The organism is Paenibacillus thiaminolyticus, assembly GCF_007066085.1.
Taxonomy (GTDB): domain Bacteria; phylum Bacillota; class Bacilli; order Paenibacillales; family Paenibacillaceae; genus Paenibacillus_B; species Paenibacillus_B thiaminolyticus.
In genome coordinates, this window is record NZ_CP041405.1 from 4,390,171 (window position 1) to 4,406,833 (window position 16,663).

The 16,663-nt window shown below is 56.5% G+C and carries 15 protein-coding genes; 11 read left to right on the forward strand and 4 right to left on the reverse strand.

Translation table 11 applies throughout. The features are described from left to right. Positions 1-53 precede the first annotated feature (53 nt). Entirely contained in the window at positions 54-1,316 is a 1,263-nt protein-coding gene (locus FLT43_RS19560) for a BaiN/RdsA family NAD(P)/FAD-dependent oxidoreductase (RefSeq protein WP_087443996.1), read from the reverse strand. Positions 1,317-1,461: 145 nt separating this feature from the next. Between FLT43_RS19560 and FLT43_RS19565 the strand changes: the two genes are divergently transcribed. The 5 genes from FLT43_RS19565 to FLT43_RS19585 all read left to right on the forward strand — a co-directional run bounded on the left by FLT43_RS19565 (position 1,462) and on the right by FLT43_RS19585 (position 7,755). After that, positions 1,462-3,210, forward strand: a complete 1,749-nt coding sequence (locus tag FLT43_RS19565) for an ATP-binding protein (protein ID WP_087443995.1) — start codon at positions 1,462-1,464, stop codon at positions 3,208-3,210. 33 nt (positions 3,211-3,243) lie between these two features. Beyond that, complete coding sequence (locus tag FLT43_RS29415; RefSeq protein ID WP_087443994.1) at positions 3,244-4,104, forward strand: hypothetical protein; 861 nt, start codon at positions 3,244-3,246, stop codon at positions 4,102-4,104. A gap of 328 nt (positions 4,105-4,432) precedes the next feature. Then, positions 4,433-4,867 carry a BrxA/BrxB family bacilliredoxin gene (locus FLT43_RS19575; RefSeq protein ID WP_087443993.1) on the forward strand — a complete coding sequence of 145 codons (435 nt, stop codon included), beginning with the start codon at positions 4,433-4,435 and terminating at the stop codon, positions 4,865-4,867. A gap of 94 nt (positions 4,868-4,961) precedes the next feature. Further along, positions 4,962-5,771 carry an NAD(+) synthase gene (gene nadE / locus FLT43_RS19580; protein WP_087443992.1) on the forward strand — a complete coding sequence of 270 codons (810 nt, stop codon included), beginning with the start codon at positions 4,962-4,964 and terminating at the stop codon, positions 5,769-5,771. A gap of 937 nt (positions 5,772-6,708) precedes the next feature. Beyond that, the gene (locus FLT43_RS19585) at positions 6,709-7,755 is read left to right on the forward strand and encodes an IS110 family RNA-guided transposase (RefSeq protein WP_244951359.1); all 1,047 of its coding nucleotides are present in this window, start codon (positions 6,709-6,711) and stop codon (positions 7,753-7,755) included. Between the two features lie 817 nt (positions 7,756-8,572). On the opposite strand, the gene FLT43_RS19590 is transcribed toward FLT43_RS19585, so the two are convergent. Beyond that, positions 8,573-9,928, reverse strand: coding sequence for a Na+/H+ antiporter NhaC family protein (locus FLT43_RS19590; protein WP_087443309.1), 1,356 nt, complete (start codon positions 9,926-9,928; stop codon positions 8,573-8,575). A 33-nt stretch (positions 9,929-9,961) separates the two neighbouring features. Then, positions 9,962-10,819 (reverse strand): alpha/beta hydrolase family protein, encoded by an 858-nt coding sequence (locus FLT43_RS19595; RefSeq protein ID WP_087443310.1) that lies wholly within the window; start codon positions 10,817-10,819, stop codon positions 9,962-9,964. Between the two features lie 172 nt (positions 10,820-10,991). On the opposite strand from FLT43_RS19595, the gene FLT43_RS19600 reads away from it, so the two are divergent. The 3 genes from FLT43_RS19600 to FLT43_RS19610 are packed head-to-tail and all read left to right on the forward strand — an operon-like array spanning position 10,992 to position 13,241. Continuing rightward, complete coding sequence (locus FLT43_RS19600) at positions 10,992-11,378, forward strand: GntR family transcriptional regulator (RefSeq protein WP_087443311.1); 387 nt, start codon at positions 10,992-10,994, stop codon at positions 11,376-11,378. Next, the gene (locus FLT43_RS19605) at positions 11,375-12,250 is read left to right on the forward strand and encodes an ABC transporter ATP-binding protein (RefSeq protein WP_087443312.1); all 876 of its coding nucleotides are present in this window, start codon (positions 11,375-11,377) and stop codon (positions 12,248-12,250) included. The genes FLT43_RS19600 and FLT43_RS19605 overlap by 4 nt, the downstream gene beginning before the upstream one ends. Beyond that, on the forward strand, positions 12,240-13,241 hold the full coding sequence (locus tag FLT43_RS19610) for an ABC transporter permease subunit (protein ID WP_087443384.1): 1,002 nt from the start codon (positions 12,240-12,242) through the stop codon (positions 13,239-13,241). Before FLT43_RS19605 ends, FLT43_RS19610 begins: the two co-directional genes overlap by 11 nt. A gap of 58 nt (positions 13,242-13,299) precedes the next feature. Here FLT43_RS19610 and bioA read toward each other — a convergent pair whose 3' ends face one another. After that, positions 13,300-14,658, reverse strand: coding sequence for an adenosylmethionine--8-amino-7-oxononanoate transaminase (bioA, locus tag FLT43_RS19615; RefSeq protein ID WP_087443313.1), 1,359 nt, complete (start codon positions 14,656-14,658; stop codon positions 13,300-13,302). Between the two features lie 341 nt (positions 14,659-14,999). On the opposite strand from bioA, the gene FLT43_RS19620 reads away from it, so the two are divergent. From FLT43_RS19620 to FLT43_RS19625, 3 genes are read left to right on the forward strand one after another with little or no spacing between them, the layout of a single operon-like run. Then, entirely contained in the window at positions 15,000-15,770 is a 771-nt protein-coding gene (locus FLT43_RS19620) for an ATP-binding cassette domain-containing protein (RefSeq protein ID WP_087443314.1), read from the forward strand. After that, positions 15,767-15,901 carry a hypothetical protein gene (locus FLT43_RS30560; RefSeq protein ID WP_255321573.1) on the forward strand — a complete coding sequence of 45 codons (135 nt, stop codon included), beginning with the start codon at positions 15,767-15,769 and terminating at the stop codon, positions 15,899-15,901. The genes FLT43_RS19620 and FLT43_RS30560 overlap by 4 nt, the downstream gene beginning before the upstream one ends. A gap of 9 nt (positions 15,902-15,910) precedes the next feature. Then, positions 15,911-16,573 carry an ABC transporter permease gene (locus FLT43_RS19625; protein WP_244194244.1) on the forward strand — a complete coding sequence of 221 codons (663 nt, stop codon included), beginning with the start codon at positions 15,911-15,913 and terminating at the stop codon, positions 16,571-16,573. Positions 16,574-16,663: the final 90 nt, after the last annotated feature.

Consider the following 16,663-nt stretch of genomic DNA (forward strand, 5'->3'; position numbering starts at 1 on the left):
ACGCAAGAAGCGGCTTCGCTCCCCGGCGACAGGGGGCGAAGCCGCTTTGCTTGTTATGGAAGGGCGGCGGCATGCTTCCCGGCCGTATATCCGGTAGCGAATGCGGCCGTAATGTTATAACCGCCCGTATACCCGTGCACATCGAGAATCTCGCCGCAGAAAAAGAGCCCTCTCATCAGCCTCGATTCCATTGTGCGCGGGTCAATCTCCTTCAAATTAACCCCGCCGCCCGTGACGAACGCTTCCTCCAGAGACAAGGTGCCGTTCACCTTGACGGGGAAGGACGTAATCAGCCGGCAGAGCTCTTGCAGCGGCTGCTTGCGGATATGATCGCAAGTTACACTCTCCTCGATGCCGGCCTGCTGGAGCAGGATGGGCACCATCCGCTCAGGCACCAGGTGCCGGAGCATATTTTTGATCGCCTTCTTCGGTTCCTGGCTCCATCTGTCCATTAGCTGCCGCTCCAGCTCCTCCGGACTAAGCTCCGGCTTCATATTGATAGTCAGCAGCACGGTCTCTTGTCCGGATCGCTTCCGCTCCTTGACGACGAACTGGCTGCAGCGGAGCGCGGCCGGCCCGGACAGCCCGAAATGCGTAAACAGAAGATCTCCATCGTGCTGAATGATTTTTTTGCCCTTGGCGTTCCACACCGCAAGACGGATATTTTGAAGCGACAGGCCCTGCAGCAGCTTCTCGCGGATGAAATAAGCTTGTGAGGTCAACGGCACCTCTGTCGGATACAGCTCGGTGATCGTATGCCCGGCAGCCTCGGCCCAAGGATAGCCATCGCCGGTAGAACCCGTGCGGGGCACGGACTTGCCTCCGGTCGCGACGATGACCGCCTTCGCGCGGATGACCGCGCCATCCGACAGGCGGACGCCCTGCACGGCGCCGTCCGCATAGAGCACCTCAGCTACGGGCCGATTCGTCATCATCGTGACGCCCCGCGTGCGCACTTCCCCGATAAGCGCTTCGACCACGGTCTTCGCCTTGTCGGACACCGGGAACATCCGGCCGTTATCCTCCTCCTTCAACGCGATGCCGAGTCCTTCGAAGAAGCGGATAATATCCTGATTATTGAAGTGAGAAAACGCGCTATGTAAAAATCTCCCGTTCCCCGGAATATGCCGAATCAGCTCATCCAAATCTTTATTATTCGTTACGTTGCACCGTCCGCCGCCCGAAATGCCGAGCTTGCGGCCCAGCTTGTCCCCTTTATCGATCAGCAGCACGTCCGCTCCTTCACCCGCAGCAGCAATACAGGCCATCAATCCTGACGGTCCGCCGCCGATAACTATAATATCGGTCTCTTTCATGTCGTATGCTCCTTCACCGTCGTTTCGTTCCTTATTGTAGCGCAAAATGTAGAAAAATGCCTAAAAGATCGGCTTGCTCCATTGTCAAACTTGGCCATTTATGTTTTAATCAATGCATTCCACAACATGCCAGAGGAGAGAAATCATGTACATCGCTTTGAAGGAAACCCTTCTGCAAGTTCTGATTGCTTGTATTCCGGCGTTCTCCTGCCAGCTGTGCTCCATTCGGTCGGCGCGGCCGCTGCTGACCCGGCTTGCTGTTGGAGTTGCTTCCGTGATTTCCGTGTTTCTGTGCATCCTGTTCTCCTTCCATCATCCGGAGGCTTCGCAGCCATTCGATTTTCGGCTGATTCCTTTTATGCTGGGCGTGCTATACGGCGGATACCGCATCGGATTGGTTATGGTGGCCCTCTATACCGTTTTTATTATCGCTTTTCCACTATATCAACCGACGGGGAACCAATGGGGCGATGCCCTGATCTATTTAACCCCGCTATTGTTTATTACGATTAACAAATTCCGTCAGTCTGGCTTGCGAATGCGGCTTGCCATCATTATTTCCTTTTCGCTGCTCGGCATGCTCGTCTACAGCATTGTCTATGCAGCGTATGTCTGGACCGTTCCGGCCGACAGAGCTGCGGGGGACTTAGGCTTATCCTGTCTCGTCTTATTCGGCATCGTGTTTCTGCTAACCGCGTGCTTGGTGCTGTACATGATGGAAGGTACGAGGGAGAAGACCTTCCTGCAGCAGGGATACCGGATTGTCTCCCGTCAATACCGGGAGGAGGTCGAGAAGCTCAAGCAGATTCTCAATACGGCTCCGCTCTGCGTCATTGCCATCGATGCGGATACCCGCATCACCGCCCTCAACGACATGATGATCGAAGGGATCCAGCTGCAGGTTCCCGGCGTGACGAGGGCGCAATTAATGGGGCGTCCTTTGCGGGATCTGCTGCACAAAATGGGAGATGAGCCGAATAAGTTTATTATCCTTCAATGGGCTTTGCAAAAAGGGGCGGTCGAAGGCGAGGTCACTCGCCTTGGTGAACGCGACTACTACATTCTGGCCAAGTCCATCTACAGTCAAGAGACCGGGGAAATTGTCGGCGCGGTAGGCATGGCCCATGATGTGACCGAACTGTCCAAGCTGCGCGCCGAGATCGGCAACATGGAGCGGCTGCATCTGGTCGGCCAGATGGCTGCCAGCATTACGCACGAGATCCGCAATCCGATGGCGGTCATTCGCGGGTTCATGCAATTGATCCAAGAGAAGAGTCCCGACAATATGAAGGACTATTACCGGATTGTGATGGACGAGATCGACCGGGCCAACGGAATCATCAACGATTTCCTGGCGCTGGCGCAGAACCGCATCGTGGAGAAGGAAATGGTCCATCTGCACGATATTATGAAGCAGCTGTCCCCGCTGCTGTGGGCGGACGCCAACCTGCGCGGCCAGGAGATCATCTATCAATTGGGCGAGGATATTCCGGATCTGTATTTGGATACGAAGGAAATGAAGCAGCTTATTCTGAATCTGTCGCGCAATGCGCTGGAATCGATGGAGTCGATGGAGAAGCGGGGGACATTAACGATCACGACCCGTGCCGTGCCCCAAGGCGTGCAGCTGCTTGTAAGCGATACCGGGACAGGAATTCCAGATTCCGTCTTGGAAAAGCTGTTCGAGCCGTTCTATACGACCAAGTCGAAAGGTACCGGACTTGGCTTGCCGCTCTGCTTGAGCATCGTCGAACGGCATGAAGGAACGATCGAGATTGATACGTCGGAGAGAGGGACCACGTTCATCGTCACCTTCCATCTCGATCCGAAGCGGCGGAGAGAACCGCAGCGGGAGAAGGAACACCATCCGCAGGAAGCGTTGAACGCGCTCTAGTCGTCAGCTATCATAGATGAGGGAGGTGGGCGTGTGAACGTAATCCAGATTGGCAGCTTGACGATCAACGGCGATTTGCTGGCAAGCTTCGCGTCCTTCCTGATCGCGGCGCTCGTCATCTCGTTCCGGGTCCGCATGGACAAGGGAGTGGATCGCCGCTATGCGGACTGGGCCTACGGGGTCGCCTTCATCTGCATGTTGAATGCGAAGCTCGGCTTCCTGTGGGATGCGCCGTCGATTCTATGGGAACAGCCCCGCACGCTGTTATTTCTGAGCGGCACGTCCGCGAACGGCAATGTGCTGCTCGTGCTCGCCCTCATCGTCTGGACGACCATATACATGAGACGGAACGGGTTGTCGTATCCGGTGCTGTCGGATTTGCTCGCCTATGGGCTGCTGGCATTCCTCGCGGTTTATGGCTGGCTGTACGCGCTGCAGGATGGCGCGGCCCCGGGGTATACGGCGCTGCCGATGCCCAGCGGCATCTTGCCCAGAGGCCTGCCGCCTGTCGAGTCCATGATCGCCCTGCTGTTGCTGGCGGGAATTTGGATGAGGCGGCGTCCGTCCGGCAGCTTGTCGGATGCGCAGTGGACCTTCGTCCCCGCAGGGGCGTTCGGCATGCTTGCCAGCTTCCTGCAGACTCATGAGACGATATGGATGGGGCTCGCTCCGGCGCAATGGCTGTGCGTTGTTCTATTGGCCGCTGGATATTTGGTTGTTCGGCACCGGGAGAAGACCGACACGGAGACGGACTCGGAGATGGACTCGGAGATGGACTCGGAGACGGACACGAAGACGGACACGAAGACGGACACGAAGACGGACTCGGAGGCGGAGAAGGAGAAGGGGACGGACACACCGCCTGAGCGCTCCGCGGACATGGAGGAAGGATAGGCTCTTCTGCAGGTGCGCATACTAGATGCGAGACTGCATGAAGGAGGCCTATGGAGATGCAAGAGAGTCATTCCAAGGAGCAAAAGCAGCAGGAACAAGCCAACCGCACAGCCGATACACGCGGCAAAATACCGGTTGACAAGAAGCTGGAAGGACCGAATCGTCCGTCCACATAAGCGCCAACGGCGCAAGATCAGGGAAAGCCGCTTCCGGAAGGAACGGCTTTCCCTTGCTTTACTCCTGTGCAAATGGTTAAAATATTAACGATAGCACTATCTGGTGACGTCTATCGGGGTAATTATTTAACGGGTTAGGAGTGAAGTGAAGAATGTCTATGTCTTTTGAGCAATATATGCGCGATATGGTGCAGCCGATGCGCAACGAATTGACATCAATTGGCTTCGAAGAATTGCGGACGCCGGAAGAGGTGGAAGCGAAGCTGCCGACGGCGAAGGGAACTGCGCTTATAGTCGTGAACTCCGTGTGCGGCTGTGCGGCGGGACAATGCCGTCCGGGCGTGCGCAAAGCGTTGGAGCATGAAGTGACGCCGGATCATTTGTTCACCGTCTTTGCAGGGCAGGACAAAGAAGCTACGGCACAAGCGCGCGAATACTTTGCGCCGTATCCGCCGTCTTCCCCATCCATTGCCTTGATGAAGGATGGCAAATTGGTGCATTTTATCGAACGCCACAGCGTAGAAGACCGCTCTGCCGAGCAGATTGCAGCGGATCTGACAGCAGCATTTGATCGCCACTGCCGCTAAGGCGCAGTCTCATCCCCGCGTTGCTCTGATGCGGGGATGTTTCCATAAATACGAGCAGATCGTTAACCAGGATGGATCGAAGGGAGATATCCAGATGAGCCTACAAGAGGAAATCATCAGCCGATTCGGAGTCAAGCCCCAAATCGATGCAGATGCCGAAATCCGCAGACGTGTTGATTTTTTGAAGCAGTATGTGACCAATGCAGGCGCGAAAGGGCTGCTGATCGCCATTAGCGGCGGAATCGACAGCGCGGTCGCCGCCGGCTTGTGCAAACGCGCCACCGACGAGCTGTCTGCGGAATCCGGCCAGGAGTACATGACGCTGGGCGTGTTCCAGCCTTATGGGGAGCAGGTTGACATTGCGGACAGCTATGCCGTCGCGGAAGCGTTCCAGTTGAAGCATACCGTCGAGACCAACATCGAAGAGGCGGTGAACGAGGTTGCGCTGGAGGTCGAGCAAGGCTTCAAAGGACTCGGTCAACCGCGCCATATCAGCATTCCCGGCAAAGGGAACATCAAAGCGCGGATTCGGATGGTCGCCCAATATGCACTGGCGTTCGACCTGAACCTGATCGTCGTCGGTACGGACCATGCATCCGAAGCGTTGACCGGCTTCTACACCAAATGGGGCGACGGAGCCGTAGACATCACTCCGCTGTCCTCCCTGAACAAGCGCCAAATTCGTCAGCTTGCCGAACGGCTTGGCGTCCCGCGCAGCGTCATCGACAAAGTGCCGACCGCCGGCCTCTGGGAGGGGCAGACCGACGAGAAAGAGCTGGGTGTCTCCTACGAGCACAACAGCGACTATCTGGAGGGCAAGCCGGTTCCTGCCGACGTTCAAGCGAAGCTCGAACAGCACTATCGCAAAACCGAGCACAAACGCGCCCCGATTCCTGGAATCTAACCGTCATTCAAAATAGGCCAGGCCCAGACCTGCCATATTCGCGTTTGATCAAAGAAGACAAGCACATGAACCATGCTTGTCTTTTTTTTATATGTTTATAAACCGGTGCAAGCAAGCTCAAGCTATGCCGAACGCAGAGCTCGCTCCCTCTGGCTAGAGGACACTGGCTCTCCTTAGCATATCGTGGTTCCTTCTCTTTCTGTCACTATCCCAACAACTCAGCAGCATATTTGAACTTATACATAATAGGGGAAAGTATGAAACGGCGTTTTTTTGATTAATGTCGGGTTGGCTGCCGCATTTGAATCAGAAGACACCTCTTTCAGGGGCGGGAGAAAAGTATGTATTCAAGGCCTTTTGTTCATTATCCCCTCGACTCATAAAAGAAGAGAGGAACAGCTTGGTTGCGGTGAGATATAGAAGGAGACCGTGTTTTGGAAAAGGAGCAGAAAACATACTTCCTAGCACCCCCCGCAATCAGACATCATTTTCCGAATTGAAGAAATTACATAGTCAACAGTCAGAGAAGCCGTTAACCGAACCGGGCAGCACCGCAATATCGAGTGGGAGTAAATAGTATTATGAACATTCCTGTCAGAGCCAAGATTCTGGCTTTGAAAAAAAAGGAGCGTCCCTTGTACAATGGGGGTGTCAACGGGTCATAGCCCTAAAAAACCCATCATCCAAGGAGGACGCTCTATATGAAGTTTAAACAATCTACCGCATATAATCAACGAGTTGAACGAATTACCACGATTCACCTTGTAGTTGGGATTGACATTGCTAAGAATACACATGTTGCACGAGCCGTCAATTTCCGTGGAATCGAACAGGGCCGTGGATTAGCATTTGAAAATAATCAATTCGGTTTCAGTAAATTATTGAACTGGATTCGTGATTTACAAAGAAAAGTGAGCTGTCTGAAGAGATTGTTGGCTTGGAGTCTACGGGGCATTACTGGCTTAATCTTGCCGACTGGCTTTCAGAAAAGGGGATTAAAGTCGTTTTGGTCAATCCACTTACTACGAAGCGGAACAAAGAAAATCGGGATAATTCGCAGTCGAAAAATGATGCCAAGGACGCTCTCGTGATTGCGGATGTCGTTTCACGAGGGTATTACAGCGACTATAACAAGCAGGAGCCTTTTTACAGACGTCTTCGCGTAGTCGTTAACGAAAGGGAATACTGGGCCGACATCCGCGGGAATATCATGAACCGTCTCATTCGCTGGATGGATATCTATTTTCCTGAGTTCACTCAGGTCTTCAAGTATTGGGAGCAGCCTCGTCCGCTCGCTACGTTAAAGGATTTTCCGCTTCCAGCCGATGTTCTGAAGCATACTGCTGAAGACCTCGTGCATGCCTGGAAGAAACGGATGCAACGTGCCGGCGGGAGAACCGGCCTGCTGAAGGCACAGGAGCTATTGGAGGCCTGCCGTCTGTCTGTTGGCGCTGCGGATGCTAATGAAGAAGCGAGACGTGAAGTAAGCCGCCTGGTGGAAGATTATGAACGTCTCACTGAGCGCTTGCAGGAAATAGACCGTGAGATAGCTGCGCTGCTGGAGGAAATTCCGGAGACTGTGGAGTTATTTTCCTCCATTAAGGGGCTAAGTCCCCTCTATATTGCAGTCCTCTTAGCCAATGCAGGCGACTTGCGGCAATTCAATCATGGCCGCCAACTGCTGTCGATGGCAGGCCTAAATCTGGCCGAAAGCATGTCAGGAAAGAAGAAGGGGCAAGTCGTCATCTCCAAACGCGGGCGGAGGCAACTCCGTAAGTATTTGTACTTGGCTGTCATGAACTTGGTCGCTCACCATCCATCCTTTAAAAAATGGCATCGGCAGAACGTAGAGGTACGGAAGATGAAAAAACAGAGATCGGTATTCAAGCTTATAGGCAAACTAGCGCGTATTCTGGTTGCCATGGCTCGGACAGGAGAAGCATTTCAAGAAGGGAGGGCAAATCCATTGACTAGAGCGGCATAGTGACACCGTCTGCGCAATCGTTTATCTGAAGTAGTAGTAGTTGCATACTGGCTCGTTCGCAGGAATTCAAATCGCACGGAGGATCGAGTTCCCGTCGCTAAAGGGCCTGGACCCGTTTACTGAACATGATCGACCTCCACTCCTTGAGCAGGTATAACGAAGGAAGGTAAGGGCGTAGACCCGCTGAGACATGGGAGCGTGAATCCTCAGAGGATTGTGGAGAAACGTGCGACATGCAAGGAATAAAATGGGATTTGGATTGATCCCTCTATTCCCGCATGCCGTTGAACCGATTTCGGGTTCACCTGCCGATTCTAAATCCTGTTACTGCTTCTCAAAGGAAGATGAAATCCTGCGAATAAGCGAGTATGCAAGAGAAAAGTGCTGCCTCTAGAGGGAGCTATGGGGATAGTGACGAAAAGGCCCAAAAAGAGATGCTGTCCAATATCCACTCCCCCCAAATGAATCCCCCCCAACAATCACCCTGGAAGCTGGCGAACCGGCAAGCCAACATCAAATATGAGCATAGGGGATAGCGGCATAAAGGAGTTGGGGCGAGCTGCGGCGGGAGACGATATGGGACGAGGGTGCCGGGACGACGGTGACAGGACGGCGGTGACAGGATGGCGGTGACAGGATGGCGGTGACAGGACGACGGTGACGGGACTACGGCGACAGCACGACGGTGACAGGACATGGCGACAGGACGGCCGAAACCAGAGCCGCCGGACCCAGATAGGATTCGTCCTGACCAAGGGAAGAGCCGCTTGGCGGCAGTCTTAGCCGTGACGCCCCGTCGGCGGCCATTCTTGTTTGTTCAGCCTGAGAGTGTCTGGCTGTATTGCGCTGCACTTCGCTTCCGCCCGATCAGGAAGGAGACGAGCCACGTGCACAGCGGCAGTATCCATAGAAAGACGGCAAAGGGCGCGTATTGATGAACAGGCACGTTTAGAATCGTGGCGCAGAGGACGGCCAGCATATTCCACGGAATCAGGGCAGCGAGGACGAGCGCCGTGTCGGCGACGATACGGGAGAGCTGCGCTGGCGGGAAGCGGGTGGTCCACAGCGGCAGCACGCTCCGGCCTGACATCATGATGGGCAGAGTCTGCGTGCAGGAGACCAGCGCCAGGATGAAGCCGAATAAGCCGATGCGCGCGGTGGCTCCGGGCAGGGACGGCTTCGCGCCCAAAAAGGAGGCCATATACGGCTCCAGGGTGCGCGTCGACTCCAGTATGCCGTTGAATGCGCCGGCCATCGCAATCAGCAGGACGAGGTCGACCATATTCAGCACGCCCTTCGTATGCAGCGAGGGCAGTGAGGCATGGTCATATCCCCACAGCAAGCCGTTCCACCATGTCAGCGGATCGGCGCCCTGGAGCCAGGTGCCGAGAAGGATCGCCGTCACAATGGAGAGCAGGAAGGCGTAACGCGTCTTGAGCCGGAACAAGATCGCTGCGACCAGGACGAGAGCGGGCAGCATCAGCAGCGGGTGAAAGGCAAAGGCATCGCGATAGGCTTCCATCTGCAATGCTTCGGCCGGAACGACCCACGCTCCTGTCCAGTCGAACAAGGCGAAGACGGCCGTAGCCGCGCCCAGGCCGAGCAGGGTTGTGGGGAGCATCGCCCGGGCCTGGAGCCGGACGGGGGTTCCCGTCGAATCGGCGACCAAGCGGTGGGCGCTGGAAAAGGGGGAGGTGCGATCGCCGACGAACGCACCGGATACGAGTGCCCCGGCCATAAGAGGCAGCGGCACGCCAGCCATCGCGGCGACTCCCATCATCGGAATGCCTACCGCACTCAAAGTCCCCGTCGAGGTGCCCAGCAGCATGGAAAACAGAGCCGACAACCAGAAGGTGAGCGTCGTCATCCAAGCCGGATGGATCCACGATAGTCCCTGTTCGATTAGATAAGGGATGGTTCCGCTGATCGTCCAGGCCGGAATCATCAGGCCGACCATAAGCAGAATCCAGACGACTTCCATCGTATGGAGGGCGCCGGCATGCATATAGCGAAGCAGGTCGGGCCAGGGATGACCCTGCTTGCGCGAGAAGAGGGCAAGCACAAGGAAGCCGGCAGCAAAGCCGGCAATATGCGGCAGTCCGAGCAGATAGGCGGCGGTAAGGCCGCCAATCGTCGTCAGGACCGACACAGCGAGCTGGCGCGGGGTCAACATAAGTACACAGCATCTCCTGTCTATGTGTGAAAATTAACGGGCCTGCAGCCACTGAACGGTTGCGTCAATGGCGGCTTCCAGCTCCGGTGTCGTGCCTTGGAAAGGATGGACCGTGTTGAAGGTATGGCCGCCCCCTTCGATCGTAATCCAATCCGCTTCCGGATAGTTGGCGACCAGACGGGCCGATCCGTCTCGAAAGCCGGGCAGATCATCCGAGCCCTGGATGAGCGCCAAAGGGAAGCAGGCATGGCGCACGCGATGAATCAGGTCATATTTATCGCGATTGGCTTCCAGGTCGTCCATCAGCAGACGGGACAACGGAAGCGCTTCGCCCGTGCGGGCATTAATGACCTTGGATTGCCCCTTATCTCGCATTTCCTGCTTCTGCTCCGCTGAGAATAAATCCATATTCGTCACGCCATTCCATGTAAGCACGCCTGCGATGCTCTCCGGATGCTCCAGCGCATACAGCAAGCAGCTTGCCCCGCCCCGGCTGTGGCCGAGCAGATACAGCGGCATCTCCCTCGAGTAAGGGAAGCTTCCTCCTTGGGCATCCAGCCATTCGGGGAATCCGGGGGAACGAATCCAAGCGAGCAGCATGGCAAGGTCGGTCTGCTCCTCTCCGTACGTATTGATCGCGAAGCGCTCCGGCTGATCGAAGCGGTCAAGCGAAGAGCCGACGCCATTATGTGAAAAATTAAATGTTATCGTCAGCAGCCCGCTGCGATTGGCGATCTGCTCCGCCGCATAAGGGAACATTCCCCAATCCTTGAACCCTTTATATCCGTGAGCAATGAGGAGCACCGCCGGACGCTGCGGTTGCGCAGGCAGAAAGACGTCCCCGCGCAGGATGCGGCCGTCCTGTCCTGAATAGGTGAATCCATATTTCAATCTAGCCAGCCTCCTTGCTTTCCATCTTATTTTTCCCCATTGTACCATACCCCTGAATTGGAGCAGAATGTCATTTTCATATTGACAGCAATATCTGTGATCGTGTACTATGTGTACTAGTATTTACAATACACTTTACTTTTGGTTCGATCAGCAGAAAGGGAGGGTGCCTATGTTTCGCCTGCAAGAGCAGAGCGCTTCGCCGATATATGAGCAGATTGTGGACCAGATGAAAGCGCTCGTCGCGACGGGAGCACTAGAAGCCGGAGAGAAGGTGCCCTCGGTACGTGAGCTGTCCGCCATGCTGCTGGTTAATCCGAATACGGTCAGCAAGGCTTATCAGGAGCTCGAAAGGCAAGGGGTGATTGTGACGATGCGGGGCAAAGGCACGTTTGTCGCGGAAGCGGCGTCTCCCGGCATGGCGGAGGAACGGATGAAGAAGCTGAGAGAGGACGTCAAGCGCGTCGCCCTGGAAGCGAAGCATCTCGGACTGGAGCCGTCCAGCCTGCTGAACATGGTCGAGCAGGCATGTCATGAATGGTGGAGGGAAGAATCATGATGCAAGTGGAGGCTGTACATAAATCGATTGAAGGCAAGCCCATCCTGCGCGGCGTCAGCTTCGCTATCGAGCCGGGGCGCATCGTCGGGCTCGTGGGGCGGAACGGAACCGGCAAGACGACGCTGATGCGGACGATGGTCGGCATCTATAGCCCAGATCAGGGCAGCGTCGCTTTCGACGGGATTAGCGTGCACCGCTATCCGGAGCTGAAGCGGGATATCGTCTTCGTCCCGGATGCGCCGACGGCGCTGGAATCGTATACGATTCGGGAATGCGCCAGCTGGTACGCGCAAATTTACCCGAATTTTGATCTTTTTTATTTTACGGAGGCGATGGAAGAATTCAAGCTCCCGCTGCACAAGCGGGTACGGTCGTTGTCGAAGGGAATGAAGATGCTGTTCAGCACGGCCCTCGGGTTGGCTACGAAAGCGCGGCTGATTCTATTCGACGAGCCAACGAACGGGATAGACGCGATAGCGAAGAAGCAGCTGTTAAGTCTGATTGTCGGATCGCTCGATGAAGAGTCGTCCATCCTCATCTCATCGCATATGCTGCACGAGTTGGACCGCATCGCGGATACGGTCGTCCTGCTGCGGGAAGGACGGACCGAGGAAGTGTGGGAGCTGGAGCAGCTGCGGCAGCAGATCAAGAAGCTGCAGATCGTGTTCGGCAAGCCGGAGCCGCCAGCCTGGCTCTATGAGCCGGACGTGTTCGTCCTCCAGCAGGTCGGCCGCGTGTACACGGTGATTGTGGAATCGGAAGCGGCCTTGGAGGCGTTGAAGGGGGAAGAACCGATGCTCATCGACGAGCTCCCGCTCTCACTGGAAGATTGGTTCACATGGAAGTCGGGAGGTGACGGGGGTGCTGCATAATTGGTTTGTCCGGCCGCTGTGGCGGAAAGAGATCCGTCAGACATGGGGATTGCTCGGGTTGATGCTGCTGCTTGGGTTCTTTGCCGTATTGTTAACACATATGCAGCAATGGTGGTTCCAGACGCCGGGGTATATCCAGAATAACGCCTCGATATTCGACCGCGACCCGGATAATGCGGTGAGTTGGGCGTTTTCCGAGAAGTATGCCATTTTCCAGTTCGGGCTTGCGCTGATCTGCTTTTTGCTGGCTTTGTGGCAGATGGGCTACGAACGGCGCGGCCACATCAGCGAGTTGGGGTTCGCTTTGCCGTATCCCCGGTGGCTTATCTATGGCACCAAATGGATGGTCGGCGCAGCTTATATCATCTCGTCGGTGCTCGTTATCACCGTGCTGTATGCCGTCATGCTGTGGGTTTCTCCAGTCGGCTCTCATTTTCACGTCATGGACTTTATCAAGTATGCGTTCCATGTTATTTTTGCCGTCCTGGCGGCGTATACGTTTATGCTGTTCATCGGCTCCTTCACAGGCAGTTGGACCGCCCAGGCGGTGCTGACCTTCATTCTTTTCTGCATTTATGACTTTATGGTTTTGATGCTGAAGCAGCTTGCCTATGTTTTCTTTCTGGTTCCGATCTACCAGCATATGGATTTGCGCGGGACCGTATGGGAAAAGCTCAATCTCTTGGGCTGGATTACGGAAGAAATCGATCGGTATCCGTACGGATTCATCGGCGTGTCCGCTCTGCTGCTGCTTGTCGCGGGTCTTGTCCTGTATAACCGCAATCCGCTGGAGAACAACGGCAAGCTGATCGTATTTCCTTCGGGGGAGAAGGTGCTGATTGGGGGCTTCGTCCTGTGCGCTGCTCTGCTCGGCGGCAACATCGGGTATGGTCTTGTCTACCCGGGCCGCTTGGGATATTTGATTGGGGCCGGGTTCTGTTCTCTGCTCGGGTATCTGATCATCCGGACCCTGACTCGGATGAGGCTGTAGCGAGCAGGATAATAGGGCGGGCGGGAGCTGATGAATCAAGCTCCCGCCCGCTTGGCGTTTAGCCGAGGACGCGGCGGAGCGCCCGCTCGGTGCGGGCGGCGATGTCGCGGACATCGTCCGGCTTGGCGCATAATGGAAGCCAATAGTAGAGGGTGTCCCCGAGCGGGCGGAGGATGAGTCCCTCCTCGAAGCCCGCCTCGTACATGGCCGCCCCGATGCGCCGCTCGGGCGGGAAGGGCTGGCGGCGTTCGGCATCCAGGTACAGGTCGAACGCCGCCACGAGCCCAAGCTGCCGCACATGGGCGACATGCGGCAGGCGGGCCAGGCCGCGCAGGGCATCCGCCAGCGCGGCAATGCTGTCCTGCGCCCGTTCGAGGACGCGTTCCTCCTCGAACAGGCGCAGCGAGGCCAACGCCACGGCGCACGCCACCGGATTGCCGGTGAAGCTGTGGCCGTGGAAAAAGGTCTTCGCCGCGTCATCGTCATAGAACGCGGCGTACAGCTCCTCGCGGCACAGCGTCGCCGCGAGCGGCATAACGCCGGCGGTCAGCCCCTTGCTCAGGCATAGGATATCGGGGCTGACCCCGGCATGCTCGCAGGCGAACATGACGCCTGTTCGCCCGAAACCCGTCGCCACCTCGTCGGCGATGAGGTGGACGCCGTAGCGGCTGCACAGCTCGCGCACGCCCTGCAGATAGGCGGACGGCGTCATAATCATGCCGCCGGCTCCCTGCAGCATCGGCTCCACGATCAAGCCTGCGATCGTGGAGCCCTTCTGCTCGAACAGCTCGCGCACCGCGGCGAGCGCCCGAGCCGCCACCTCGCGTTCGCCATCGGCTCCCGCGGTGCGCGCCTGCCGCAGATCGGGCGCCGGCAGGCGGTGGCCGTGGAACAGCAGCGGCCGGAACAGCGCGTGGTAGCGATCCACGCCGCCCACGCTCACCGCGCCCAACGTGTCGCCATGATAGCTCCCGTCCAGGTAAGCGAACGTCGTCTTCTCCGTTCGCCCGGTATGCTGCCAATATTGGAATGACATTTTGAGCGCCACCTCGACGGCCGTCGAGCCGTTGTCGGAGTAGAACACCCGCGTCAGCCCCTCGGGCGCCAGGCGCACGAGCTGCTCGGCCAACTCGATGCCCGGCGCATGCGTCAGCCCGCTGAACATGATGTGATCGAACGCGTCAAGCTGATCGCGAATCGCCGCCTTGATGCGCGGATGGCCGTGCCCATGAAGATTGCACCACCAGGAGGATACCGTATCATAATACCGCCGTCCGTCCGCGTCATAGAGGAAGAGGCCCTCGGCCTTCTCGATCAGCACATGGTCGCGATCGGCGTAATCCTTCATTTGCGTAAAGGGATGCCACACATACGCCCGGTCCTTATCCAGCAATTGCTGCTTCCGGTTCTCTTGCATTGAACTCCAGCTCCTTCGTCTCCGGTATGTCCGTTAACTTTATTGCGTCTTTAATGTAAACTGTTTTTAGTATATATAAGGTTAACAAATGATGAAGATTGAGACAATACCTTTCGGCAAAAGGCTGGGGAGGTTGCTCCGCGGCGTAGCGATTTCGGGAACTGTGGAACCGGCCGCTCTTGGCCTGCTTTTGGCCTGCTCTTGGTTCGCTCGGCCCCTCGGTCTCTAGACCGAGACATAAATTGTTCCGCAGCATGAATGCGATTTCAGACGGCGGACGCTTCAGGGGAAGAGGAGCGCCATGTATGCTCATAGATAGAAGAAGGAGGAGGGAGAAACGGGTGGATCCGGTCGTATATGAGGTCGAACAAGTGAGCCAGCTCTATAAAAAGGGAAAGGTCAAGGCCTATTATTCGCAGGAGCCGCATGTGCTGTCCTCGCTCCGGGCGCGCGAAGCGCTCGTATTCACCGGCCGGCTGCGGGGCATGGCCAAGGCGGAGGCCGAGCGGCAAGCCGAGGAACTGCTGAAGCTGATGGGGCTGGCCGATAAGGGAGGGAAGCTGCTGCGGCAGTTATCCGGAGGCCAGCGGCGGATGGTCGGCATCGGGACGGTCATGATCGGCCGGCTGCCGGTGCTGATTCTCGATGAGCCGACGAATGAGCTCGATCCGGCCAATCGGCGTCTGGTCTGGAATCTGATCAAGGAGCGCAATCAGCAGGGCGCTACCGTCATTCTCGTCACGCATAATGTGCTGGAGGCGGAGCAGGTCGTCGATCGGGTCGCGGTCATCAATCACGGGCGGCTGCTGGCGAATGATACGGTCGTGAAGCTGAAGCAGAAGGTCGATCAGCGCCTCAAGTTCGAGCTGACGACGGAATTCGGACGCCGCGAGGATACGATGCGGACGATGGAGCGCTGGGGGCAGCTGCACAGCAACGGAGAGAACCGGCTCATCCTGCTGGTGAACAAGGAGGATGCCAGTCAAGTGCTCGATTATATCGTTCATTCTCCGGACCTGCCGATTGAGGAATACGCCGTGAAGCCGCCAAGCCTGGAGGATGTCTATTTTCATATTGATCAAGAGGTAGAGAAGGAGGTGGCGGGAGCATGAATCCGGCGATTACTCCACATCCGAATTCGGAAGCGGCATCCGCTCCGCTGCAAGGTCCGGGCCGCGCGCTAACCGAGCTGTCCATCCTGTTCCGCATTCAATTCGCCATTATTCGTAACAGTTGGGTATAGGTGCTGTTGATGGCGACGATGTTCCCGTTAACGATGATGATGTTCATGACCTTCTTCACGGACAATCCGAGCGAAGAAATGATTACCCGCATTATTGCGGGCAATCTGATTTTCGGGATCATCGTGACGGGGATGAACAGCATGGGCCAGGAGATTTCATGGCAAAAGCATCAAGGCCACTTTACGTACTATGCTTCGCTCCCGATCTCCAAAATGAGCTTCGTCACCGCCAACTTGTTGCGCGGCTTGATGAGCACGCTGCCGTCTACGGTCCTTTTGGCTGCCATCGGAAGCATCGGCTACGGCATCGCCTTCCAGCTGTCATGGGGGCTGCCGCTTGTCATTATTTTGTCGCTCGCCAGCGTCGTCGGCATCGGGGTGTGCATCGGCTTCTGGTCGCCGAATCACCAGCTGACGAACATGGTCTGCCAGGTGCTCATGATGTTCATCACCTTCTTGTCGCCGGTCATGATGGACATGCAACAGCTTCCGCTGCCTCTGCAGTGGGTGTCGTATCTGTTCCCGACCACCTATGCGGCCGATGCAATGCGTACTGTGCTGCTGATTGGTTGGACCGACGGCGTCATGTGGAACTGTGTCGTCCTGCTCGCCTTCAGTATCATCACCTTGTTCGTCATTAACAAGCTGGTGAAATGGCGTGTGAGCGAGTAGACGGCAGGACGTGGGGCGGCTTCCCCAGAGGAAAGCAACCTGACGGGAACTAAGCTCACGGGAGCCGAACGGGCCATGCGGAATCGGATG